The organism is Duganella levis, assembly GCF_009857605.1.
GTDB classification, from domain to species: domain Bacteria; phylum Pseudomonadota; class Gammaproteobacteria; order Burkholderiales; family Burkholderiaceae_D; genus Rugamonas; species Rugamonas levis.
This window is the reverse complement of sequence record NZ_WWCT01000009.1, coordinates 1-23373: the sequence shown is the minus strand read 5'-3', so window position 1 is coordinate 23373 and position 23373 is coordinate 1. Positions and strand designations below refer to the sequence as shown.

18 protein-coding genes, 1 tRNA gene and 1 pseudogene are annotated in these 23373 nt (G+C 64.4%); 9 read left to right on the top strand and 11 right to left on the bottom strand.

The annotated features are described in order from the left end of the window. Positions 1–5 precede the first annotated feature (5 nt). The 6 genes from GTP69_RS12840 to GTP69_RS12815 all read right to left on the bottom strand — a co-directional run bounded on the left by GTP69_RS12840 (position 6) and on the right by GTP69_RS12815 (position 6670). The gene (locus GTP69_RS12840) at positions 6–701 is read right to left on the bottom strand and encodes a hypothetical protein (RefSeq protein WP_161055270.1); all 696 of its coding nucleotides are present in this window, start codon (positions 699–701) and stop codon (positions 6–8) included. Between the two features lie 372 nt (positions 702–1073). Then, a tRNA-Ser gene (locus GTP69_RS12835) sits at positions 1074–1163 on the bottom strand. Between the two features lie 51 nt (positions 1164–1214). Then, entirely contained in the window at positions 1215–3299 is a 2085-nt protein-coding gene (locus GTP69_RS12830) for a putative bifunctional diguanylate cyclase/phosphodiesterase (RefSeq protein WP_161055269.1), read from the bottom strand. A 3-nt stretch (positions 3300–3302) separates the two neighbouring features. Next, positions 3303–4472, bottom strand: a complete 1170-nt coding sequence (locus GTP69_RS12825) for an EAL and HDOD domain-containing protein (protein ID WP_161055268.1) — start codon at positions 4470–4472, stop codon at positions 3303–3305. A gap of 222 nt (positions 4473–4694) precedes the next feature. Beyond that, positions 4695–5312 carry a response regulator gene (locus GTP69_RS12820; protein ID WP_161055267.1) on the bottom strand — a complete coding sequence of 206 codons (618 nt, stop codon included), beginning with the start codon at positions 5310–5312 and terminating at the stop codon, positions 4695–4697. Further along, on the bottom strand, positions 5309–6670 hold the full coding sequence (locus GTP69_RS12815) for a cache domain-containing protein (RefSeq protein ID WP_161055266.1): 1362 nt from the start codon (positions 6668–6670) through the stop codon (positions 5309–5311). Before GTP69_RS12815 ends, GTP69_RS12820 begins: the two co-directional genes overlap by 4 nt. A 170-nt stretch (positions 6671–6840) precedes the next feature. Between GTP69_RS12815 and GTP69_RS12810 the strand changes: the two genes are divergently transcribed. The 7 genes from GTP69_RS12810 to GTP69_RS12780 all read left to right on the top strand — a co-directional run bounded on the left by GTP69_RS12810 (position 6841) and on the right by GTP69_RS12780 (position 13953). Beyond that, positions 6841–8913, top strand: a complete 2073-nt coding sequence (locus GTP69_RS12810) for a carbon starvation CstA family protein (protein WP_161055265.1) — start codon at positions 6841–6843, stop codon at positions 8911–8913. Beyond that, complete coding sequence (locus GTP69_RS12805) at positions 8913–9113, top strand: YbdD/YjiX family protein (protein WP_110849929.1); 201 nt, start codon at positions 8913–8915, stop codon at positions 9111–9113. The genes GTP69_RS12810 and GTP69_RS12805 overlap by 1 nt, the downstream gene beginning before the upstream one ends. Before the next feature lie 89 nt (positions 9114–9202). Further along, positions 9203–10072, top strand: coding sequence for a ThiF family adenylyltransferase (locus tag GTP69_RS12800; RefSeq protein WP_161055264.1), 870 nt, complete (start codon positions 9203–9205; stop codon positions 10070–10072). Then, a complete protein-coding gene (locus GTP69_RS12795; RefSeq protein WP_161055263.1) occupies positions 10069–11169 on the top strand; it encodes a nitroreductase family protein in 1101 nt (366 codons plus the stop codon). Before GTP69_RS12800 ends, GTP69_RS12795 begins: the two co-directional genes overlap by 4 nt. After that, a complete protein-coding gene (locus tag GTP69_RS12790) occupies positions 11169–11843 on the top strand; it encodes a DapH/DapD/GlmU-related protein (protein ID WP_161055262.1) in 675 nt (224 codons plus the stop codon). Before GTP69_RS12795 ends, GTP69_RS12790 begins: the two co-directional genes overlap by 1 nt. A gap of 142 nt (positions 11844–11985) precedes the next feature. Further along, positions 11986–12903 (top strand): PEP-CTERM sorting domain-containing protein, encoded by a 918-nt coding sequence (locus GTP69_RS12785; protein WP_161055261.1) that lies wholly within the window; start codon positions 11986–11988, stop codon positions 12901–12903. A 129-nt stretch (positions 12904–13032) separates the two neighbouring features. Continuing rightward, a complete protein-coding gene (locus GTP69_RS12780; protein ID WP_161055260.1) occupies positions 13033–13953 on the top strand; it encodes a PEP-CTERM sorting domain-containing protein in 921 nt (306 codons plus the stop codon). A gap of 53 nt (positions 13954–14006) precedes the next feature. On the opposite strand, the gene GTP69_RS12775 is transcribed toward GTP69_RS12780, so the two are convergent. Beyond that, positions 14007–15212, bottom strand: coding sequence for a glycosyltransferase (locus GTP69_RS12775; RefSeq protein WP_161055259.1), 1206 nt, complete (start codon positions 15210–15212; stop codon positions 14007–14009). 131 nt (positions 15213–15343) lie between these two features. Here GTP69_RS12775 and GTP69_RS12770 point away from each other — a divergent pair, with 131 nt between their 5' ends. After that, on the top strand, positions 15344–18205 hold the full coding sequence (locus GTP69_RS12770) for a response regulator (protein WP_161055258.1): 2862 nt from the start codon (positions 15344–15346) through the stop codon (positions 18203–18205). A 2-nt stretch (positions 18206–18207) separates the two neighbouring features. After that, a complete protein-coding gene (locus GTP69_RS12765; RefSeq protein WP_161055257.1) occupies positions 18208–20346 on the top strand; it encodes a putative bifunctional diguanylate cyclase/phosphodiesterase in 2139 nt (712 codons plus the stop codon). Positions 20347–20375: 29 nt separating this feature from the next. On the opposite strand, the gene GTP69_RS12760 is transcribed toward GTP69_RS12765, so the two are convergent. The 4 genes and pseudogenes from GTP69_RS12760 to GTP69_RS12745 all read right to left on the bottom strand — a co-directional run. Then, a complete protein-coding gene (locus GTP69_RS12760; RefSeq protein WP_161055256.1) occupies positions 20376–21590 on the bottom strand; it encodes a CaiB/BaiF CoA transferase family protein in 1215 nt (404 codons plus the stop codon). Beyond that, positions 21587–22177, bottom strand: a complete 591-nt coding sequence (gene recR, locus GTP69_RS12755; protein ID WP_110849833.1) for a recombination mediator RecR — start codon at positions 22175–22177, stop codon at positions 21587–21589. Before recR ends, GTP69_RS12760 begins: the two co-directional genes overlap by 4 nt. 6 nt (positions 22178–22183) lie before the next feature. Next, positions 22184–22510 (bottom strand): YbaB/EbfC family nucleoid-associated protein, encoded by a 327-nt coding sequence (locus tag GTP69_RS12750; RefSeq protein WP_110849834.1) that lies wholly within the window; start codon positions 22508–22510, stop codon positions 22184–22186. Between the two features lie 35 nt (positions 22511–22545). Continuing rightward, a pseudogene (locus GTP69_RS12745) lies at positions 22546–23373 on the bottom strand (DNA polymerase III subunit gamma/tau); the annotation flags it as partial.

The window sequence follows — 23373 nt, the reverse complement described above, 5'->3', positions numbered from 1 at the left end:
TGAGCTCAATGCAGCAACCGAAAGCCCACTCCCGATATGGCAACCGCCGTACCGCCGACCAAGGGGATCAGTACACCGGCAAGGCCAGCCAAGGTCGCAGATTGCACACGCCTTGAGGTGAACAGGTCGTAGCCAAGCGCCAGCACAATCAGCGAAAGCATGCCGACACCGGCAAAGATCGGCGCAAAATTCATTCCCAGACCGATGGCCGGCCAAAACGCAAACCGCGCAAAGGCTGGCCCAATGATGGCGAGTGACGCAAAAAATATTAACCGGTGGTGCGCCACATAGCGGCGTCGAAGTACCACGCCAGCGACCACCAGAATCACGAACGACGCGAGGCTCATGAAGTTACCCCAGACGAACATATTCTCGGGGCTGCTGGCCGACTCCACCTCCAGCGCCACACCCATGTTGACCGCGATGCCGCTGACGACGACGCCAACAACCACCGGCACCGCCAGCCAAGCCATTCTCCGATGCCACCGGCGCTGCGCCGTCATTACCAGAACGCCCTGAACCACCGCCAGCGCGAACCAGAGTGTCAATACAATGCCGTGCAATAACAACAGCGTGGGCAGAGGACGCGGGGTGAATAAGCTACGCAGATAAAACGAGCGCGCAAAGCCGACCAGGACGATGGCTAGTAGAACCGCATGCGCAATAAGAAAAGCCTTCGTTTCTTTCGAACGCGAAACCATGGTGGCTCCTTGCGACTGCGTGTTAAATATCGATTTTGGCACGCCGGAAACCGGCCTCGAAGTCACAAGCCAACTGAGTGGCACCTGCTACTCAGTACCGATTTTAGCTTACATCGGCTTGAGAAATTGTATTTTTAATCATGGATCAGCATGGATCAGTAGATCAGGGTCATAGATCAGTGGATCAGGGTCAGGTCCGGCAACTGGACACAGACTGGGCCGTTGAAAAATGATTAGGCGTAGAACGCGCGCGCTCGGCGCGCGGGGCTGGGCGATTCGGAGAGGGCTGGGCTGGTAGGCCCAGCCCTTCGAATCTCACCGCTTCCGTCCCAAAATGCAAAAACCGCCCAGTGGGCGGTTTTCGTATTTTTCTGGCGGAAGCGGTGAGATTCGAACTCACGAACGGCTCACACCGTCGGCAGTTTTCAAGACTGCTGCCTTCAACCACTCGGCCACGCTTCCTAAGTGTGCAACATTATACAGATTTCCAGCGCCAAGACCACCCATCGGCTATCACGCCGCCCGAGTCGATTGCCCCGGTAGCCAATTTTCCCGCAAAGCACGCTCAAACGCGTCCGCTTCCAGCGGTTTGGAGAACAGGTAACCCTGCACTTCATCACAGCCGGAATTTTTCAGGAACGCCAGCTGCGCCTCGGTCTCCACGCCTTCCGCAATCACTTTGTGCTTGAGCTGCTGGGCGATGCTGATGATGGTGTTGGCAATCGCGCAGTCATTGGTGTCTTCCGGAATACCGATCGTGAACGAGCGGTCGATCTTCAGCGTGTCGATCGGGAAGCGCTTCAGGTAAGACAGCGACGAATACCCCGTACCAAAATCATCCAGCGACAAGGTCACGCCCAGCGCGGTAATTCGGTCCATGATGCCGATCACGCGGTCGATGTTGTGCATCAGCGTGCTTTCGGTGATTTCCAGTTCCAGCCACGTTGGCTCCAGGCCGTAGCGCTTCAAGGTCTCACTGACGCGGCCCGGCAACGCGGCCGTGAACTCGCGCGCCGACACATTCACCGCCAGGCGGATCGGGGGCAGGCCGGCGTCTTTCCACACCTGCGCCTGCGCGCACGCGGTTTCCAGCACCCATTCGCCGACCTGCACCACCAGTCCGGTCGCTTCGGCCAAGGGGATGAATTCGGACGGCGGCACCAGGCCACGCAACGGATGGCGCCAGCGGACCAGCGCTTCGGCGCCGATGATCTTGCCATCGGGGATGGAATACTTGGGCTGGTAGTGCAGCAGCAGTTCGCCATTGCCCAACGCATTGCGCAGGCCGGTTTCGATGCGCATGCGTTCCTGCATGCCCTGGTTCATGTCCTGGCTGTAGAAGGCGACGTGGTCGCCGTCCGCCCCGCCCTCCTGCTTGGCGCGGTACATGGCGATGTCAGCCAGCCGCAGCAGGGTTTCGGCGTCGGCGCCGTCCTGCGGGTAGACGCTGATGCCGATGCTGCCGCCCACGCGCAAGTCGTGGCCGTCGATGAAGATCGGCTCGTTCAGCGTGGCCAGCAGTTTTTGCGCGACCATGCTGGCCTCGAAGTGCTGGCCGATGTCGAACAGGCCGACGGCAAATTCGTCGCCGCCCAGGCGCGCCACCAGGTCCTGGTCGCGCAGCACCGAACGGAAGCGGTGCGCCACTTCGACCAGCAAGGCGTCGCCGATGTTGCGGCCCAGCGTGTCGTTGATCATCTTGAAGCGGTTCAAGTCGATGAACAGCACGCAGCCATGCGCCTTGTTGCGCTGCGCGACCATCAGCGCCTGGTCGACCAGCTTGGTCAGCAGGGTGCGGTTCGGCAGGCCGGTCAGGGCGTCGTAATAGGCGAGGTGGTGGATGCGCTCCTCGGCCATCTTGCGTTCGGTGATGTCGGTCAGGTAGGCGATCAGGCCGATCGAGCGGTCGTTGATGTCGCACAGCGGCGACAGCGACAGGCTGGCCCAGAACACCTCGCCGCTCTTCTTTTTGCGGCGCACCTCCATCAGCCGTCCACCCTGCTCCAGGAAGGCGTCGTGGAAGCCCATGTCTTCGTCATCGTAGAGGAACAGGATGTTGCGCCCCACCGCTTCCACCGCGGTGTAGCCGAACAGCCGTTCGGCGCCCTTGTTCCAGCTGATGATGAAGCCGTTCATGTCCATGGTCAGCACCGACTCGTGGATCTGGTCCAGGATCTGTGCCTGGTGCTGCAATTGCGCTTCCACCTGCACGTAGGCGTGGGTGGTGCGCTGCGCCACGGAATGGACTTGCAGCACGCTGGCCGCCAGGCTGGCCAGGCTGCTCAGGTGCTGACGGTCGAGATCGCTGTAGGCGGTGCGGCCGGACACCACGAAGCGGCCGAAGAAATGCTGGTCGAAGTACAGGTCCTGGCTCAGGCTGGGCACGGCGTCGTCGTTGGCGGCCTGCGCGGTTCCGATCGGCGGACGCAGCAGCAACGCGACGGCATCGGCCGGGATGTATTCGCCCAGTGGACTGTTGAGCACGGCACGCAGGATGCGGCCCAGTTCTTCGGTCAGGGCGGTGCCGCGCAAGCGCAACACCGCGTCGCACAAGGCCGCGCTGTTGGTCAGGAAATCGGAGCCGGGTTGCGCGAGCATGGGTTAGATGTTCCTGCTCACCTGAATCGCCCAGTGGTAAGCCTGCAACTGCGCTTCCCAATAAGCTTCGTGGGTAATGCCGGCCTGTTCCAGGCTGGCGCCATCGTGCTGTTCCACCAGCTTGAGCAGGTCGCCCAGCGGGCCGGCGCGGTCCAGCAGCGCCATCACCACGTCCAGATCGAGGCTGAGGGCGGCGACGATTTCGCTCATCGGCATCGCCAGCAGCACGTCCAGCAGCGAGAACACGCCAGCCACGAAGGCCATGTCCTGCTGATCGCGGTCCCAGCCCAGTTGCTTGGCCAGCCCTTCCATCATCGAGGCCCGCACTGCCGCCAGCGGCAGCAGCGGATTGGCCATGCCATCATCCTGCTGGCGCGCGTACAGCAGCAATTGCAGCCAGCGCTGCAGCTGACGGCGGCCCAGCACGTTGATGGCCTGGCCGAAGCTGTGGATCGGCGAACTCAGCGCGAACGCGGCCGAGTTGACCAGTTTGAGCAAGTGGTAGGCCAGCGCCGGGTCCTGCTTCAGCAGCACTTCCAGCTCACGCGAATCGGCATCGCGCGCCAGCAGGCCGAGCAGCGCCAGCAGGCGCTTGCGCGAGGTGCCGTCGCCGGCGTTGCTGTCTGGCGAAGGGTACTGGGCAAAGTCGCCGGCGAACCAGCTGAAGCCGGCCTTGGCGCAGTCGGCGATGCGTTCTTCGCTGCGCATGGCGGTCGCCAGATGCGGGCCCGGCTGGGCCACCAGCGCCAGCATCGGCGGCAGCGTCAGCGACGCGTCCACCATCAACGAGCGGGCGCTGCACATGGTGGCGGCCGAGCCTTCGGCCACGCCTTCGACCATGATGCGGTAGCCGGCCTCGGCATAGCCGGCCAGTTTGCGCTGCACGGCGACGTCGGCGCAGGCGCCGGCTGGCACGCGCAGGATGATGCGGTTGGGGGGCAGGTTCTCCAGCTGGGATTGTTCCAGCAATTGGGGCTGCGGCACCGGCAGGATGCACTCCAGCGGCGCCAGTGCGGCAAACACGTCGGGCGTTTTCAACAGCGTCAACGTGGCCTGAAAAGCGTCGCCGGCATCGGGCGAGACCTCGAACAGCAGTGCCACCCACTCATTATGAGCGTTGGACACTGCATGTAATTCCACCAGTGGAAACGGGCTGATTTCAGGCGCAGACATCAATATCTCATCAGGGTTATCCGCCCCATCTTAGATCAACAATTGACTTTAAGCAATCAGATACCATGAAGATAGTAATGTGATAAGCAATATTACCAATATAAGACCAATCGACGGTGCGGCAGTCGGTGCAGGAATATAGCAGATATTGCCGTACAAACACGCTCTGTTGATCAATGCTTAAGTTTTCGCGTCATAATGTGGGCTTTTTTGCCACACTCCTCACTGGGCGTTTTGCACAGCGAAACGGATCAGCTCGGCCTGCCCTTCAATGCCCAGCTTGCGCTTGATGTTGAGGCGGTGGGTTTCCACGGTGCGCACGCTGAGGTCGAGCGCGCGGGCGATCTGCTTGTTCGACTCGCCATGGGCGATGTGGCGTAGCACTTCGTGCTCGCGCGAGGTCAGCTGGTTGTCCTGGTTTTGCGGCTGGGCCAGCTGGCGCGCCAGCGCGGTGCTGTAATAAATGCCGCCCGACATCACGGTCTCGATCGCCACCACGATGTCCTTGCCGGGCGCATCCTTGAGCACATAACCGCGCGCGCCGGCCTGGATCGCCTGCGACACATATTCCAGCTTGTCGTGCATCGACAGGATCAGCACCGCGATCTGCGGAAACGCCTGCTTGAACAGCGCCGTGGCCTCGATGCCGTTGGCGCCGCGCATATTAATGTCCATCAGCACCAGGTCGACCGGATGGCGGGAGGCCTGCTCCAGCGCTTCCGCCGCGCCGCCGGCCTCGGCCACCACTTCAAACTGCGGCATGGCCTCCAGCCGCGCGCGCAGGCCGTCGCGCACCAGGGGATGGTCGTCTACCAGCAGGATCTTGATCGTATTCGTCATAGCATTGGACTGTTGTTAGCGGCATAAGCGGTAACCACCGTGCCGTCGGTCGAGGACTGGATTGCGAACCGGCCGCCTATGGCGTCCATCCGCTCCATCATATTGCGCAAGCCGATGCCGCGCTGCGGATGCAGGGCGATGCTTTCGGCGTCGAAACCGTGGCCGTCATCGCGGATCCGCAACGACACGCCATGGGCTTCGCCAGCCAGCGTGATGTCGATGCGGCTGGCGCCGGCATGGCGCTCGATATTGGTCAGCGCTTCCTGCGCCAGCCGGAACAGCACGGTATTGGCGACGTCCGGCAAGGCATCGGTGCAGCCGGATGCTTCAAAGTGTACCGGAGTGCCGCTACTCTGGGTGTACTCTTGGCCCAGGTGGTGCAGCGCGGCGGCCAGGCCGATATCGTCCAGGATGGCCGGACGCAAATTGTGCGAGATGCGGCGCACCTCGGCCATCACGTTGCTGAGCTGGTCGGCGGCGTGCTCGAACACCGCCTGCGCCGCCGGCTGCTGGCCGCTGGTCAGTCGGATAATCCCGGCCTCGATCTGCAGCTTGATCGACACCAGCCACTGGCTGATACCGTCATGCAAATCGCGCGACAGCCGCGCCCGCTCCTCTTCCTGCGACTCCACCACCCGCTGCGCCAGCACCTTGAGCTTGGCGTCGGCCACCCGCAGTTCGCTGATATTCAGCGCCAGGCCGGAACTGGCCACGGCCACGGCAGCGGCAATCGCAATGCCGGCAATCCACAGCATGGTGTTGTGGATGTTGCCGGACTGCTGGACGTCGATCTTGGCCAGCGCCTGGTCGACGTCGTCCAGATAAATACCCGTGCCCATCATCCAGCCCCACTTCGGCATGGCGATCACGTAACCCAGCTTGGCCACCGGCTTATGGGTGGACGGCTTGACCCACATATACCGCTCCAGCCCGCCGCCGGCGCGGGCCCGTTGCAGCAGGTTCTGGATGGTCAGCTGACCGTACTCGTCGCGCAGGCCGAACAGGTTCTGGCCCACCAGCTCCGGCTGGCGCGGATGCATCAGCGTGTTGCCCTGCATATCGTAGAGGAAGAAGTAGCCGTCGTCGCCATAGCTGAGCGAGGACAGGATGCGCATCGCCTCCTGGCGCGTGGCTTCGTCGTCGCGGCCGGATTCGTACAGGTGCGAAATCGAGTGCGAGGCCAGCGCCACGTAATGCTTCAGTTCGGCTTCCTTGCTGCTCAGGTAAGCCTGCTGGATGGTGGCGCGCTGCTGCTCGGCCAGCAGCACCGACTGGTGGCGCACCGCAAAGGCGATCGCGCACAGCGCCAGAATCAGCGGCGTGATCGCCAAAAAAATCACCTTCTGCCGCAACTTCATCGAGCCGTCCCTCCTTATTCTTGTAGCCGGGATTCTACGCCCCCGCCCGCCCATCAGCCTACGTAGTTGTACGCAGCCGCTGTGCGTATTGGTGCGCTTGTTACTGATATCAGCTTGATGAATACTAGTCATAAGCCGCAAAAAGCGGCAAAGAGAACCTTGGAGGAAGCATGAGTACCGCACCAACTACCCTGGCAAGCAAGCTGGGGTGGGCCGCTATGGCCCTGGCCGGCGCTTCGGCGCTGGGCGTCGTCGCCCTGCACCGCGGCGAGTCGATCAGCGCGATCTGGATCGTCATCGCCGCCGTCTGCGTCTACCTGATCGCCTACCGTTTCTACAGCCTGTACATCGCCGACAAGGTGCTGGGCCTGAACGCCCGCCGCCAGACCCCGGCCGGCAAGCTCAACGATGGCCTCGATTACGTCCCCACCAATAAATTCGTGCTGTTCGGCCACCACTTCGCCGCGATTGCCGGCGCCGGTCCGCTGGTCGGCCCGGTACTGGCCGCGCAGATGGGCTATCTGCCCGGCATGCTGTGGATCCTGGCCGGCGTGGTGTTTGCCGGCGCGGTGCAGGACTTCATCGTGCTGTTCATTTCGATGCGCCGCGACGGCCGCTCGCTGGGCGACCTGATCAAGGCCGAGCTGGGGCCGATTCCCGGCAACATCGCGCTGCTGGGCACCTTCATGATCATGGTCATCATCCTGGCGGTGCTGGCGCTGATCGTGGTGAAGGCACTGACCGGCTCGCCATGGGGCAGCTTCACCGTGATGGCGACGATTCCGATCGCGCTGTTCATGGGCGTGTATTCACGCTTCATCCGCGTCGGCCGCATCGGCGAAGTGTCGATCATCGGCTTCATCCTGCTGATGGGCGCCATCTTCGGCGGCCAGTACGTGCAGGAAAACGCGGCGCTGGCGCCGATGTTCACCTTCACCGGCACCGAGCTGACCTGGATGCTGATCGGCTACGGCTTCGTCGCCTCGGTGCTGCCGGTGTGGCTGCTGCTGGCGCCGCGCGATTACCTGTCGACCTTCCTGAAAATCGGCACCATCGTCGGCCTGGCGCTGGGCATCCTGATCGTCGCGCCGCACCTGCAAATGCCGGCCTTCACCAAGTTCATCGACGGCACCGGCCCGGTATGGTCGGGTTCACTGTTCCCCTTCCTGTTCATCACCATTGCCTGTGGCGCCGTGTCCGGCTTCCACGCGCTGATTTCGTCCGGCACCACGCCGAAGATGATCGAGAACGAAAGCCACGCCCGCTTCATCGGCTACGGCGCGATGCTGATGGAATCGTTCGTCGCCATCATGGCGCTGGTAGCGGCCTCGACCATTGATCCGGGCGTCTACTTCGCCATGAACTCGCCGGCCGCGCTGCTCGGCACCACCGCCGAGTCGGCCGCGCAGGCGGTGTCGCAGATGGGCTTCTACATCACGCCTGACATGCTGATCCAGACCGCCAAGGATGTTGGCGAGCACAGCATTATTTCCCGTGCCGGCGGCGCGCCGACCCTGGCGGTGGGCATGGCCCACATCCTGTCCGGCGTGCTGGGCGGACGCGAGATGATGGCCTTCTGGTACCACTTCGCCATCCTGTTCGAGGCGCTGTTCATCCTCACCGCCGTCGACGCCGGCACCCGCGCCGGCCGCTTCATGCTGCAGGATCTGCTGGGCGCCTTCGTGCCGGCCATGAAGAAAACCGAGAACACCTTCGCCAACCTGGTCGCCACCGGCCTGTGCGTGGCGGCCTGGGGCTACTTCCTGTACCAGGGCGTGGTCGATCCGCTGGGCGGCATCAACACGCTGTGGCCGCTGTTCGGCATCGCCAACCAGATGCTGGCGGCGATCGCGCTAATCCTCGGCACCTGCGTGCTGTACAAGATGAAACGCGGCCAGTACGCCTGGGTCACCATCGTGCCGACCATCTGGCTGCTGCTGTGCACATTGACGGCCGGCTGGCAGAAGATTTTCGCCGCCAACCCGAAAGTCGGCTTCCTGGCCCACGCGTCCAAGTACCAGGCAGCGCTGGATGAAGGCAAGATCCTGGCCCCGGCCAAGTCGATCGCGCAGATGCAGCAAGTGATCTTCAACGATTACCTGGATGCTTCGCTGGCCGGCTTCTTCGTGATCGTCGTGCTGAGCGTGCTGATCTTCGGCGCCCGCACCGTGCTGGCGGCGCGCGCCAACAGCAAGCCAACCGCCAACGAAAGCCCGCTGGTGCTGACGCCGCAGGTGCCATGATGCTGGGCGATATCGCCAAGGCCGGCCGCTACCTCGGGCAAAGCATGCGCCTGATGATGGGCTTGCCTGATTACGACGTCTACGTCACGCACCGGGAAACCACCCATCCGGGCGAGCCCTACATGACGTACGAGGAATTCTTCCGCGAACGGCAGGAAGCCCGCTACGGCGGTGCAGGCAAGCGCGGCGGCTGTTGTTGATCACAGGCCGGCTCCCAGGAGCCGGCTTTTTTCATCCACGGCGGAACTTTCGACCGTTCCCATGTGTCCAACTGGAAAATGGGAGACGCATGGCACATCAATTTATCTATCAACAGGCGTTTGCACGCAACATCGGCTGGGTGACCAACGACGAACAGGCCACCTTGCGCAACAAGCGCATCGCCATCGCCGGCATGGGCGGCGTTGGCGGCGTGCATTTGCTGACGTTGGCGCGGCTAGGTGTCGGCGCGTTCCACATTGCCGATTTCGACACCTTCGACATCGCCAACTTCAACCGCCAGGTCGGCGCCACCATGGGCACGCTGGGCCGGCCCAAGGTCGCGGTGCTGGCCGAGATGGCGCTGGATATCAATCCGGAAGTCAAACTGGTGCGCTTCCCCGACGGCATCCGCCAGGACAACCTCGCCAGCTTCTTTGAAGGAGTAGACTTGTACGTGGACGGCCTGGATTTCTTTGCCTTTGACGCGCGCCAGGCCACCTTTGCCGCCTGCGCCCGGCTCGGCATTCCGTCCGTCACGGCAGCGCCGCTGGGTATGGGCACGGCCGTGCTGAGCTTCCTGCCCGGCCACATGACGTTCGAGGATTACTTCGGCTGGGGCGACAAGCCGGACATGGAAAAAGCCCTGCGCTTCCTGGTCGGGCTGGCGCCGGCCGGATTGCACGGCGGCTACCTGGTCGATCCGTCGGCCATCAACCTGAAGGAGCAGCGCGGCCCGTCCACCATCATGGGCTGCGAATTGTGCGCCGGCGCCGCTGCCACCGAAGCGCTGAAGATTTTACTCAACCGCGGCGACGTACGGCCGGCCCCGTGGGGCTACCAGTTCGACGCCTTCCGCAACAAGCTGGTGCGCACCTGGCGTCCCGGCGGCAACCGCCATCCGCTACAACGGCTGATGATGATGCTGGCCCGACGGCGTCGGCCAGGAGGGGAACCATGAACAGGATGGAACAGCAACTGGACGCCACACTCGAACAGATCCTCGACCTGGCGCGCTGGGCGCCCAGCGGCGACAACACCCAGCCGTGGCGCTTTGAAGTGCTGGACGATCGCCGGCTGGTGATCCATGGCCACGACACGCGCGACCATTGCGTCTACGACCTCGACGGCCATCCCAGCCAGATGTCGATCGGCGCGCTGCTGGAAACCATGGCCATCGCCGCCAGCACCTTCGGGCTGGAGATGCGCGCCGCGCGCAACATGGACACGCCCGAAGCGCGGCCTACCATCAGCGTCGAATTCGTGCCCTCGCCCGGTCTGCCGGCCGATCCGCTGGCCGACGCCATCCTGCCGCGCGCCGTGCAGCGCCGCCCGCTGAGCCGGCGTCCGCTGACCGTCACCGAAAAAGCCACGCTGACCGCCGCGCTGCCGGACGGCTATCGCGTGCACTGGCTGGAAGGCAGCCAGCGCGTGGCGGCCGCCCGTCTGATGTTCCGCAACGCCAAGCTGCGCCTGACCATGCCGGAAGCGCACCGCGTGCACCAGTCCATCATCGAGTGGAACGCCCAATACAGCGAAGACCGCATCCCCGACCAGGCGCTGGGCGCCGACCCGATGACCACCAAGCTGATGCGCTGGGTGATGCAGGACTGGCAGCGCGTGCGCTTCTTCAACACCTGGCTGGCCGGCACGCTGGCGCCGCGTTTGCAGATGGACCTGATCCCGTCGCTGGCCTGCGCCGCGCACCTGGTGCTGGTGGCGGTGCAGCGGCCGCAGCGCATGGACGACTACATCGCCGCCGGCCGCGCCATGCAGCGCTTCTGGCTGACCGCCACCGCGCTCGGTTTGCAGATGCAGCCTGAAATGACGCCGCTGATCTTCTCCCGCTATGTGCGCGAGAACCGCGTGTTTTCCGGCACCGCCGGCATGCAGGAAAAAGCCGTGGAGCTGTCGCGCGCGGGCGCGGCGCTGCTCGGCCAGCAGGACTGGGAAGCGGCCGTGTTCATGGCGCGCATCGGCGCCGGCCAGGCGGCCACGGCGCGCTCATTGCGCCGGCCACTGCGCGAACTGCTGGTGCCGGTGCATGGAGGCGGCTGATGCGCGCCATCAAATTCTGCCAGGTGGCGGTGTTCCTATGGCTGCTGTTGGTGATCCTGGCGCTGGCCATCGGCACCACCGCGCTGGTGGTTGATCGTCTGCCGCTGGGCGACTTTCGCGGCGTGACGCTGGTGCTGGCGGCGGTGCTGCTGATTTACCTGTACGCCTTTCTGGTCTACCGCCTGTTCCTGCTGGTGCTGCCGCTGCCGGAAGGCGAAGTGGTTGAGCACTCGCGCGACGAACTGGTGGCCAACGTCAACAGCCTGTTCTACCTGCTGCTGTTTAACTCGCTGATCTGCACCCACTTCATCCCGGTGCCGATCCAGCGCCTGATCTACCTGGCGCTGGGCGCGCGGCTGGGCGTCAACACCTACAGCGCCGGCACCCTGCTCGATCCGCCGCTGACGCGCATCGGCAGCAACACCATCATCGGCCACGAGGCCGTCATCTTCGCCCACGTGGTGGAAGGCGCGCGGCTGGAACTGCTGCCGGTCCAGATCGGCAACACCGTCACCGTCGGCGCCAAGGCAGTGGTGATGGCCGGCGTGCAGATCGGCGACAACGCCATCGTCTCGACCGGCGCCGTGGTCACCAAAAATACTCATATCGGCGCCGGCGAAATCTGGGGCGGCATCCCGGCGCGCAAGCTCAAATCCGCACCAGACGCGGCCTGACGGATTTTTTTACACTGGCCGCCTCAAACGCCTCCTGAACGCGCGTAAGCAATTGATTTAAAACTGTTTTCATACTCTGGCAAGGGTTTTGCTCTTGGTACGATACGGCCTCGATTCCCGTGGCCCTTTTCGAGGAGCACACATGAAAACCTATCAACCCGCGCTGGCTGTCGCCATCCTGGCCGGCGCGCTGGCGGCGCCACTGACCGCCAGCGCCGGCCCCACGCTCGGCCTGGACCCGACCGGTACGGGCACCTACACCACCTACGCCGACCTGTGGACCAATGTTACCGATACCGGTCTGGCCACCGGCTTCATTCCCGGCCGCATCGTCGGCCCTGGCGCCACCGCGCCCTACCTGACCGAGCTGCGCTCGCAAATGGTGGTCGGTACTATGTCGAACAGCAATATCCCCGCCATCGTGACCCCGGCCGGGCTGAACAGCACTTTCGAGATCAGCAAAGTGGTGCGCTTCCAGGAACTGGTGACGGCGCAAACCCCTACCACCATTAACTTCGGCCTGCCACCGAGCCAATCGGCGGCGATGGACGTCGATCCGCTGCATGCCGGCGTGCAGAACCTGGCCATCTACATCGATAACCTGGCCGACGGCAGCCGCGCGATTCCCGGCAACGGCCCCAACACCGTGCGCTGCTACGGCACCGGCGTCACCTCGGCCGGTTGCGGCGCGGGCGGCGATGGCGACGGCCTGCTGATCCTGTCCGGCCACCTGGTGTTCAACGAAGCCAGCTTCAGCGCCACCGGCGCGGTCGGCACCGGCTCGTTCGACTCGCGCTTCATGATTGACTACGTCGACCCGCTGTACCTGGACGTGGTCACCGGCTCGATCTTCGTCGACAAAGTGACCGGCACCACCAACGTGCCATCGTTCTTCACGCCCACCACCATGTGGGACGGCTCCACCCCCACCACAGTGCCATTCCTGAAGGTCGATTCGTCGCAGAGTTTCGCTTCGATTCCGGAACCTGCCACGCTGGCACTGATCGGACTGGGCTTTGCGGGCCTCGCGCTGGGCACGCGTCGCAAAGTGCAGTCCTGACCGCAGCAGCGGTATTGACAGCGGATCGGCAGAACAGCGCCGGCCCGCTTTTTTTCCGCCTTTTTCTATCGCTGCGACTGATTTTTTACCTACGGCCTCGATTCCCCTGGCCCTTTTCAAGGAGCACACATGAACACCCATCACCCCGCGCTGGCTGTCGCCATCCTGGCCGGCGCGCTGACGGCGCCACTGACCGCCAGCGCCGGCCCCACACTGGGCCTGGACCCGACCGGCACGGGCAACTACACCACCTATGCCGACTTGTGGACCAACGTCACCGATACCGGCCTGTCCAGCGGCTTCATCCCCGGCCGCATCGTCGGTCCTGGCGCCACCGCGCCTTACTTGACCGAACTGCGCTCACAAATGATGGTCGGTACTATGTCGAACAGCAACATCCCCGCCATCGTGACGCCGGCGGGGCTAAACACCACTTATGAGATCACCAAATTGGTTCGCTTCCAGGAACTGGTGACGGCGCAAAGCACCACCACCATCAACTTCGGCCTGCCACCCACCCAGTCGGCGGCGATGGATGTCGATCCGCTGCACGCCGGCGTGCAGAACATGGCCATCTACCTCGATAACATCACCGACGGCAGCCGCGCCATTCCCGGCAACGGCCCCAACACCGTGCGCTGTTACGGCGCCGGCAGCACCTCGACCGGTTGCGGCGGCGCCGGCGGCGACGGCGACGGCATCCTGATCCTGTCCGGCCACCTGGTATTCAACGCCTCCAGTTTCAGCGCCAGCGGCGCGGTCGGCACCGGCTCGTTCGACTCGCGCTTCATGCTCGACTATGTGAATCCGCTGTACCTGGATGCGGTTACCGGCTCCATCTTTGTCGACAAATTCACCGGCACCACCAACGTGCCGTCGTTCTTTACCCCCACCACCATGTGGGACGGCTCCACCCCCACCACAGTGCCATTCCTGAAGGTCGACTCGTCGCAGAGCTTTGCCACGATTCCGGAACCTGCCACGCTGGCACTGATCGGACTGGGCTTTGCTGGCCTCGCGCTGGGCACACGCCGCAAAGTGCAGTCCTGAGCGCAGCAGCAGTATTGGCAGCGGATCGGCGGAACAGCGCCGGTCCGCTTTTTTTATCTTTGCAGAATGCGCGCCAGACAACCTGCCAGCCGCGCGCCGGCATCATAACGCTGGAATTGCTGCGCCACCCGCGCCGCCGCCGCGCGCGGCTCAGCTTGTGACAGCAGTTGCAACGCCGTCTCGCGCAAGGGTTCTTCCGCCAAGCGGTCCGAGCGCAACAAGGCGCCGGCGCCGGCGCGCAGCACGCCATCCATGTTCAGATACTGGTCCAGATTGCCGGCAATGCCCAGCACTGGTACGCCGGCCGCCAGCGCCTGCTGGCTGGTCGGGCTGCCACCGTTGCAGATGACCAGCCGCGAACGCGCCGCCGCCAGCTCGCCGGGCAGGTAGTCGGCCACCAGCGCGTTGTCCGGCAGTACGCCGACGTCAACGTTACCGGCGGTGGCGGCGATCACCGTCACCGGCAGCGGCGCCAGCGCCTGCAGCACCTGCGGCAACAAGGCGCCCTGCCCCGAACTGCCCAGCGTGACGTAGATGATGTCGCGCATGCCGGACACGCCATCCCACCACGCCGGCAACTCGCCCGGCGGCGACCACATCACCGGCCCCAGGTAGCTATGCGACGCCGGCAAATCACTCGGCGGAAACATCTCCGGAATATCGGCATACAGCACGTAATCGGCGTCGGTGTAGATGCGCCGCAGATCGCGCCCCAGCGACGGCAGGCGGTAGGCGCGCCGCACCTGGTTCAGCGGCCGGCTGTGCAAGGCAAACGCCAGCGGCCGCACCAGGTTGAACAGGCTGTCGGCCAGCGGTATCGGCAACACGCGCGCCAGCGCAATCGCCGGCACCTGGTAACGCTGCGTCACGTAGGGACTCCAGTAGGCATTGATGACGCTGACATACGGCACCTGCACCAGCCGCGCGCTGACCGATAGCGACAACCGAAAGTCGCCGATCACTACATCGGGCCGCAGCTCCTGCAACAGCCGCATATCGTCCAGCACGTACTGCGCCAGCGTCGGCGCGTCGTACACCGGTTTGCCGGCCGCCAGCGCGGCCAGAAAACGCGCGCTGGCAATGCTGGTCAGTGGCCAGTTGCTGAGCTGGCTGCCCTGCAAGAACCGTTCGTAACCGGGTGCGCAGGCGAAGTGCACGTCGTAGCGCTGGCGGTCCAGCATCTGCGCCAGCGCCAACGGACGGCCTACGTGGGCCAGTGTGACCGCCTCGGCCACGAACAGGATTTTTTTGCGTTCCATCCCCCTAGCTTGCGACGCCTGCGCACATGTTGTTTGAGGCAGCGCAAACGTGCAGCCTTAGACAAGGATCAATGTCGAGTGTGCCAGATACATATATTTTTCCTATTGGAATTTATTGAGAGGCGCGCGCGATGTTCAACTTTGAACGTTCCGGTCTGAGCCAAAAGCTCACGATCATGTCCGTGGTGTCCACTGGTAGCGCCTTGCTGCTGGTATTCGTCGCATTTGCCGCCACCGCCGTGCTCAGTCACAGCGAGGATTCGCGTCAGCAACTCTCCTCGCTGGCTGGCGTCATCGGCAGCAACAGCCGCAGCGCCCTGCTATACGTCGACCGCCACCAGGCCGAGCAGACGCTGGCGACGCTGGCGGTCGAGGAAGACATCCTGCAGGCGGCGCTGTACAGCAGCGACGGCAAGCTGCTGGCGCGCTACACTTCGCCGCGCCTGCCCCAGAAGCAGACCGGGCCGGATGAGCTGGACGCCACCACCAACGCCACCGACCTTACCACCGAACGCAGCGGCCCGCTGTGGTCACCAGCGTTGCGCGTCTATCGCGTGCTGCGCGATGGCGAGACGGAGGTCGGCGTGGTGATGCTGGAAAGTTCGCAGTTGCGGATGTGGCTGGACATCCTGAAAAACCTCGGCGCCGCCGTCGCCGCCGCCGCGCTGTCGTTCATGATGGCGCTGCTGACGGCGGCCCGCTTCAAGGGCAGCATCGCCGAGCCGGTCGGCCAGTTGATCGCCGCCGCCCAGCAGGTCAGCCGCGGCCACGCGACGCCGCGCATCGTCCACCAGCGCAGCGACGAGCTGGGCGCGCTGATCGACAGCTTCAACGACATGCTGGCGCAGGTGGAAGGCCGCGACGCCGCGCTGGCCGAATACCGCGACCAGCTGGAACGCCAGGTCAGCGTGCGCACCGAGCAGCTGGAAAAAGCCAAGAATTCGGCCGAGGCCGCCAGTCAGGCCAAGAGCGCCTTCCTCGCCACCATGAGCCACGAAATCCGCACGCCGATGAATGGCGTGCTCGGCATGACCGAGCTGCTGCTGGCCACGCGCCTGACGGAACAGCAGCGCCACTACACCAGCATGGTCAAGCGTTCGGGCGAACATCTGCTGGTGATCATCAACGACATCCTCGATTTTTCCAAGATCGAAGCCGGCAAGCTGACGGTTGAATACATCCACTTCAATTTCCGCGACCTGCTGGACGACATCGACAATGTGTTCTCGCCGCAGGCGCAGGCCAAGGGGCTGCGGCTGGAGCTGGACATCGCCTACAACATTCCGCTCAGCATCTGCGGTGATCCCAACCGGCTGCGGCAGGTGATCTTCAATCTGCTCGGCAACGCTATCAAGTTCACCGATAGCGGCCAGATCACGCTCAAGGTGGTCGTCGCGCAGGAAGACGCGCCATCGGTCGGCCTGCGCTTCGAAGTGCATGACAGCGGCATCGGCGTCTCAGCCGAAGCGCGCGCGCGCATCTTCGATTCCTTCTCGCAGGCGGACGGTTCCACCACGCGCAAGCACGGCGGCACCGGGCTGGGCCTGGCAATCTCCAAGCAACTGGTGGAATTAATGGGCGGCTCTATAGGCGTGGATCATGCGCTAACTCAAGGATCGATCTTTTGGTTTGCCGTAAATTTTGACAAACGTCGTATCGATATCGACGATCCATCCACCGCAACACAGGGAATCCGTGCTTTGATTGTCGATGAACATCCGGCCAGCCGCGCCGCGCTGGAGCGGCAACTGGCGACCTGGCGCATCAGCTATGCCAGCGCCACCGCTAACGAGGCCGTGTCCCAGCTGCGGCAGGCGGCGGCACGCGGCCAGGCCTATGACGTGGTACTGCTCGACATGCAGCAGCCGCGCACCTCCGGCCTGGCACTGGCGGCCGCCATCCGCGCCGACAGCACGCTGACGCCGACTCGCCTGCTGTTGCTGAGCACCGAACGCAACGCCGCCGACGGCGTGCAACGGCGCGCCGCCGGCGTCGCCTTCCAGCTGATCAAGCCGCCACGCGAATGCGATCTGTACGACGCCATCGTCACCCCGGTACGCGGCCGCGACAGCCGGCCGGTGGTGGATGCGCCAGCGGCCGAAACACCGCCGCCGCGTCTGCCCGGCGTCGCCGATGCGATGGCGGTGGCGGTGACGGCGCCGCCGGTCAGCGCGGTCAGCAGCGGCGCCGTGCCGGGTACGCGTGCGCGCAAACGGCGCAAGGTACTGCTGGCGGAAGACAATCCCGTCAACGTCGAAGTCGCCAGCGCAATGCTGGAGGGACTGGGCCTGGACGTCAGCCGCGCCTGCAACGGCGAGGAAGCGCTGCACTCGGTGCAGGCCGACGATTTCGACCTGATCCTGATGGATTGCCAGATGCCAGTGATGGATGGTTTCGCCGCCACCACCGAAATCCGCCGCCACGAACAGCAACGCGGCCGCGCGCGCAGCCTGCCGATCATCGCCATCACCGCCAACGCGCTGCAAGGCGACCGCGAATCCTGCCTGGCGGCCGGCATGGACGACTACCTGAGCAAGCCTTACACCCAGCAAGCGCTGGGACAGACCCTGGCGCGCTGGATCAGCCTGCCGCGCGTGCCAGCCCCGTCGGCCGCGCTGGCCGAACCGCCGTCCGATGACGAACCGATCAATCAACAAGCACTGGATAACATCCGCGCCCTCAGCCCGGCCAACGGCGACGCGTTGCTGGAACGCGTGCTGCAAGCCTTCCTGAACGACACGCCGGGCCACCTGCACACCCTCCGCCAGGCGATCGCCGCCGACGATGCCGAACAACTGCGCAAGACGGCGCACAGTCTCAAATCCAGCGCCGCCAATGTCGGCGCCAACGCCCTGGCCCAGCGCAGCAAGGAACTGGAACAACTGGGACGCAACGAAACCACCGCCGGCGCCGCTGTCCTGCTGGCTGACATGGAACGATCTTTCCAGGCCGCGCGGCAGGCGTTGGGAGCAATGCTGGAAAAGGAAACCTGATCATGGCAACTTCCCCCAAACGCGGCCTGGTACTGGTCGCCGACGACGATCCCACCATGCGGCTGCTGATGCTGGAGATGCTGGCCCAGGTCGGCCTGGACGCCATCGAAGCCGAGGACGGCCTCAAGGCGCTGGCCTGCTACCAGAGCGTGGCGCCCGACCTGGTGCTGCTGGACGTCGACATGCCCGGCATGGACGGCTTTAGCGTGTGCCGCGAAATCCGCCGGCTGGAAACCCAGGCGAGCGTACCCATCATCATGGTCACCGGCGGCGACGAGCTGGAATCGGTCACGCGCGCCTACGAGGCCGGCGCCACCGACTTCGTCTCCAAGCCGATCAACTGGCCCATCCTCGGCCACCGCGTGCTGTACGTACTGCGCGCCAGCGACGCCATCAGCCGCCTGCGCATCGCCGACGCCCAGCACCGCGCCGTGCTGGCGGCCATTCCCGACACTTTCTTCCGCATGAACAAGGACGGCTACTACCTCGACTACGAACAAGGCCACGAGGCCAGCAGCGTCTTTTCCAGCGAGCGCTGCGTCGGCCAGCACCTGAGCCAGGTGCTGCCGGCCGATATCGCCGAACACATGCTGCAGCAGGTGCAGACGGTGCTGGACACCCAGCACATTCACTCGCTGGACTACGAACTGCCGCTGCCCGGACCGGCGCCACGCGTGCGCCAGGGCGAACATCCGGCGCCGCAGCCGGTGCGCCACTTCGAGGCGCGGCTGGTGGCCACCGGACCGGACGAGGTGCTGGGCCTGGTGCGCGATATCAGCGAGCGCAAGCGCAGCGAGGAGCAGATCCGCCGCCTGGCCTATTGCGATTCGCTGACCGGCATCCCCAACCGCCAGGCCTTCCTGGAAACGCTGGAAGCCGAACTGGCGCGCTCGCGCAAGGCCAACAAGAAATTCGCCGTGCTGTTCATGGACCTGGACGCCTTCAAGCGCATCAACGACACGCTGGGCCACGACGTCGGCGACCATCTGCTGAAGGCCGTCTCCGAGCGCCTGCGCGAAACCACGCGGCCGGGCGACCTGATCTCGCGCACCGAAGCCGCCACCAACCTGGCGCGGCTGGGCGGCGACGAATTCACCATCCTGATTCCCGACCTGGAGCGGGTGGAAGACGCGCTCAACGTCGCCCACCGCGTCAAGGAAGCCATGCGGCGGCCGTTCCTGCTGGACGCGCACGAAATCTTCGTCACGGCCAGCATCGGCATCTCGCTGTATCCGGAGGATGGCGAGGACTGCAACTCGCTGCTCAAGTATGCCGACACCGCCATGTACCACGCCAAGAACTGCGGCAAGAATAACGCCAAGCTGTACAGTTCGTCGCTGACGATGCAGATCATGAGCCACGTCAAGCTGGAGGTGGGCTTGCGCAAGGCCTTGCAGAACGACGAACTGTACCTGCTGTACCAGCCGCAGATCGACGTCGCCAGCGCGCAGATCACCGGCTTTGAAGCGCTGGTGCGCTGGCGCCATCCCGAGCGCGGCGTAATCTCGCCGACCGAATTCATTCCGCTGGCCGAAGAGACCGGGCTGATCGTGCCAATCGGCGAATGGGTGCTACGCACCGCCTGCCAGCAGGCGATGGCGTGGCAGACGCAGGGCAAGCCGCCGGTGCGGGTGGCGGTCAACCTGTCGGCCAAGCAGTTCAAGGACGAGAATTTGATGCAGATTGTGCTGTCGGCGCTGCATGATACCGGCCTTCCGGCCGAGCTGCTGGAACTGGAGCTGACCGAAGGCACGCTGATGGACGACGCGCGCGCCACCATGGCCACGCTGGAACAGCTGCGCGGCATTGGCGTGTATTTGTCGATCGACGATTTCGGTACCGGCTACTCGTCGATGAACTACCTCAAGCGCTTCGACGTGCGGGCGCTGAAGATCGACAAGAGCTTCATCAGCGGGCTGCCGCTGGATTCCGAAAACGCCGCCATCACCCGCGCCATTATCGCCATGGCGCACGGGCTGAAGATGGCGGTGGTGGCCGAAGGCGTGGAGACCGATGCCCAACTGGTGCTGCTGGAACAATACGGCTGCGACATGGTGCAAGGCTACTACCTCGGCCACCCCTCGCCGCCCGACACCATCCACCGCATGCTGGCCAGCCAAACCGCGCTGGCCATGACGTGATCCGCATCACCCACCTCTCGCGAATTCGTCTACAACACCCCATCCTGCTTCATCGCGGCGATGGCGGCGGCGGTGTAGCCGAGGGATTGCAGGACTTCGTCGTTGTGCTGGCCCAGCGTTGGGCCCAGCCATTTGGTGTGGCCCGGCGTGGCCGATAGTTTGGGCGAGATGGCCGGCAGCTTGACCGGCGTGCCGTCGGCGAACTGGTGCTGCTCGAACATCTCGCGCGCGAGGAATTGCGGGTCGGTCATCATGTCGCGCACCGAGTAGATCTTGCCGGCCGGGACATCGGCCGCTTTCAGCACCGTCAGCGCGCTGTCGATGGTCTGCGTGTCGCACCAGGCCTGGATGGCGTCGTCGATCATCTGCGTGTGCTTGACGCGGCCATCGTTGCGCTCCAGCTCGGCATTGCCGGCCAGGTCGATGCGCCCCATGGCCAGCACCAGCCGCTTGAAGATCGCGTCGCCATTGCCGGCGATGACGATGTTCTCGCCATCGCTGGTGGTGTAGGTATTGGACGGCACGATGCCCGGCAGCGAACCGCCGGTCCGCTCGCGCACCACGCCGGCATGGTCAAACTCCGGCACCAGCGATTCCATCAGGTTGAAGACGGATTCGTACAGCGCCACGTCCACCATCTGTCCCTCGCCTTTCAGCTTGCCGCCGGTGGCGTCGCGGTGACGCAAGGCCATCATGGCGCCGATCACGCCGTGCAAGGCCGCCACCGAGTCGCCGATCGACACGCCGACGCGCACCGGCGGCCGGTCGGCATGGCCGGATACATAGCGCAAACCGCCCATCGATTCGCCAATCGCCCCAAAGCCCGGCAAATCCTTCATCGGCCCGGTCTGGCCGAAGCCGGACAGGCGCACCATGATGATGGACGGATCGAGCGCCTTCAGCTGTTCGTAGCCGAGCTCCCACTTCTCCAGCACGCCGGGACGGTAGTTCTCGATGACGATGTCGGCTTCCAGCGCCAGCTTGCGCGCGATCTCGCGGCCCTGCGGATGCTTCATGTTCAGGGTCAGCGATTTCTTGTTGCGCGACTGCACCGACCACCACAGCGAGGTGCCATCCTTCAGCACCCGCCATTTGCGGATCGGATCGCCGCCGTCGGGCGATTCGACCTTGATCACTTCGGCGCCAAACTCAGCCAGCATGCGCGCACAAAAAGGGCCCGCGATCAGCGTGCCCAGTTCCAGTACCTTGATACCGGCCAGGGGGCCGGAAGTGTTCTTGCTCAAGTCGCTCTCCGGTCCAGCATGGCGCGGGCGATGGTGCCGGCGTCCACATATTCGAGTTCGCCGCCGACCGGCACGCCACGCGCCAGGCGGCTGACGTGCAAGCCGCGCGCCTTCAGCATCTCGCTGATGTAGTGCGCGGTGGCTTCGCCTTCATTGGTGAAATTGGTGGCCAGCACCACTTCGGTGACCAGCCCGTCGGCGGCACGCGCCACCAGTTTTTCCAGATGGATGTCCTTGGGACCGATACCGTCCAGCGGCGATAGCCGGCCCATCAGCACGAAGTACAGGCCTTTATAGGTCAGCGTCTGCTCGATCATCAGCTGATCGGCCGGCGTCTCAACCACGCACAGCAGGCGACGGTCGCGCTGCTCGTCGTTGCAGGTGTCGCAGACTTCTTCTTCGGTGAAGGTATTGCAGAGTGCGCAGTGGTGCACGGCGTTGACGGCCTGATGCAGCGCGCGCGACAGCATGTCCGCGCCTTCGCGGTCATGCTGCAGCAGGTGGAACGCCATTCGCTGGGCCGACTTGGGGCCGACGCCAGGCAAGCGGCGAAGTGCCTCGGTCAGGAATTCCAGCGATTTGGCCATGGTTCCTTAGAAAGGCATCTTGAAGCCGGCCGGCAGGTTCATGCCCGAGGTCAGGCCACCCATTTTTTCGGCGGCGGTGGCTTCCGCTTTGCGCACGGCGTCGTTGAAGGCGGCGGCGACCAGGTCTTCCAGCATGTCTTTGTCGTCGGCCAGCAGCGACGGGTCGATCGAGACGCGCTTGACGTCGTTCTTGCAGGTCATCACGACCTTGACCAGGCCGGCGCCCGACTGGCCTTCGACTTCGATCAGCGCCAGCGATTCCTGGGCTTTTTTCATATTGTCTTGCATTGCCTGGGCTTGTTTCATCAGGCCGGCGAGTTGGTTTTTCATCATGATGGAGTTCTCCGAGTTTCAGTTAAAGATGGCGATCAGCCGGCCGCTGCCGCACTAAACTGCGGCGGCACCACGGTGCCGGGCACAACCCAGGCATCCAGTTCGCGGATCATGCTGTTCACAAAAGGATCGTTGGCGACGATGTCCTCGGCGGCGCGCTGGCAGGCGTCGCGGTAGGCTTGCGCCTCGGCGCTGCCGGTGTACCAGACGGCGCCCAGTTCGCTATCGACGCGCACCGTACGGCCGAAGCGTTCGGTCAGCACGGTGGTCAGTTTTTCCAGGTTGCCGGGGGTGCGCCAGGTTTCGATCGGCACGCGCAGGGTGAACACGGCGGCGTTGCCTTCAAAGGTGCAGCTGACCATCTCGGCTTGCATGGCCAGTTGCTGGGCGGTGCCGCGCAGTGGCAAAGCGGCGGCCACGGCGGGCCAGTTGCCATCCCAGTTCAGTTCCGGGACTGGCGTTACCACGTAGGCGTACGGCGCCTTGGCGGGTGCCGGTGCGGCGCGGGCTGGCATGGCGATGGCGTGCGGGTCTTCAGGCTGTCCCGCTTGGGCCGCCGATGGCGACGGCGCGTAGGGATGCGACGAGGCTGGTGCGGCGACTGCGCTGTCGTCCGAGAATTCAGTGACCCAGGATGGCACGTCGTCTTCAACGGCTTGCTGTCTGGCTTGCGGGGCTGGCGCGACTTGCTGCGGTGCGGCTACTGGCGGCGCCACGCGGACCGGCGCTTCCAGGACAGCCGCGCCGCCATCGGCGGCTGGCGGCATGTCTTCCCACGGTGCAGGACGTGACGGCGCGGCAGGCGGCGTGTACGCAGCCGAAGGCGCTTGCGGTGCTGCGACCGCTGGCGGTGCTGCCTGCGG

What these genes read in the sequence shown, in the direction of transcription:
- GTP69_RS12840 (WP_161055270.1), bottom strand. Translation starts at nt 701, where the DNA reads ATGGTTTCGCGTTCGAAAGAAACGAAGGCTTTTCTTATTGCGCATGCG.
- GTP69_RS12830 (WP_161055269.1), bottom strand. Translation starts at nt 3,299, where the DNA reads ATGCTCGCGCAACCCGGCTCCGATTTCCTGACCAACAGCGCGGCCTTG.
- GTP69_RS12825 (WP_161055268.1), bottom strand. Translation starts at nt 4,472, where the DNA reads ATGTCTGCGCCTGAAATCAGCCCGTTTCCACTGGTGGAATTACATGCA.
- GTP69_RS12820 (WP_161055267.1), bottom strand. Translation starts at nt 5,312, where the DNA reads ATGACGAATACGATCAAGATCCTGCTGGTAGACGACCATCCCCTGGTG.
- GTP69_RS12815 (WP_161055266.1), bottom strand. Translation starts at nt 6,670, where the DNA reads ATGAAGTTGCGGCAGAAGGTGATTTTTTTGGCGATCACGCCGCTGATT.
- GTP69_RS12810 (WP_161055265.1), top strand. Translation starts at nt 6,841, where the DNA reads ATGAGTACCGCACCAACTACCCTGGCAAGCAAGCTGGGGTGGGCCGCT.
- GTP69_RS12805 (WP_110849929.1), top strand. Translation starts at nt 8,913, where the DNA reads ATGCTGGGCGATATCGCCAAGGCCGGCCGCTACCTCGGGCAAAGCATG.
- GTP69_RS12800 (WP_161055264.1), top strand. Translation starts at nt 9,203, where the DNA reads ATGGCACATCAATTTATCTATCAACAGGCGTTTGCACGCAACATCGGC.
- GTP69_RS12795 (WP_161055263.1), top strand. Translation starts at nt 10,069, where the DNA reads ATGAACAGGATGGAACAGCAACTGGACGCCACACTCGAACAGATCCTC.
- GTP69_RS12790 (WP_161055262.1), top strand. Translation starts at nt 11,169, where the DNA reads ATGCGCGCCATCAAATTCTGCCAGGTGGCGGTGTTCCTATGGCTGCTG.
- GTP69_RS12785 (WP_161055261.1), top strand. Translation starts at nt 11,986, where the DNA reads ATGAAAACCTATCAACCCGCGCTGGCTGTCGCCATCCTGGCCGGCGCG.
- GTP69_RS12780 (WP_161055260.1), top strand. Translation starts at nt 13,033, where the DNA reads ATGAACACCCATCACCCCGCGCTGGCTGTCGCCATCCTGGCCGGCGCG.
- GTP69_RS12775 (WP_161055259.1), bottom strand. Translation starts at nt 15,212, where the DNA reads ATGGAACGCAAAAAAATCCTGTTCGTGGCCGAGGCGGTCACACTGGCC.
- GTP69_RS12770 (WP_161055258.1), top strand. Translation starts at nt 15,344, where the DNA reads ATGTTCAACTTTGAACGTTCCGGTCTGAGCCAAAAGCTCACGATCATG.
- GTP69_RS12765 (WP_161055257.1), top strand. Translation starts at nt 18,208, where the DNA reads ATGGCAACTTCCCCCAAACGCGGCCTGGTACTGGTCGCCGACGACGAT.
- recR (WP_110849833.1), bottom strand. Translation starts at nt 22,177, where the DNA reads ATGGCCAAATCGCTGGAATTCCTGACCGAGGCACTTCGCCGCTTGCCT.
- GTP69_RS12750 (WP_110849834.1), bottom strand. Translation starts at nt 22,510, where the DNA reads ATGATGAAAAACCAACTCGCCGGCCTGATGAAACAAGCCCAGGCAATG.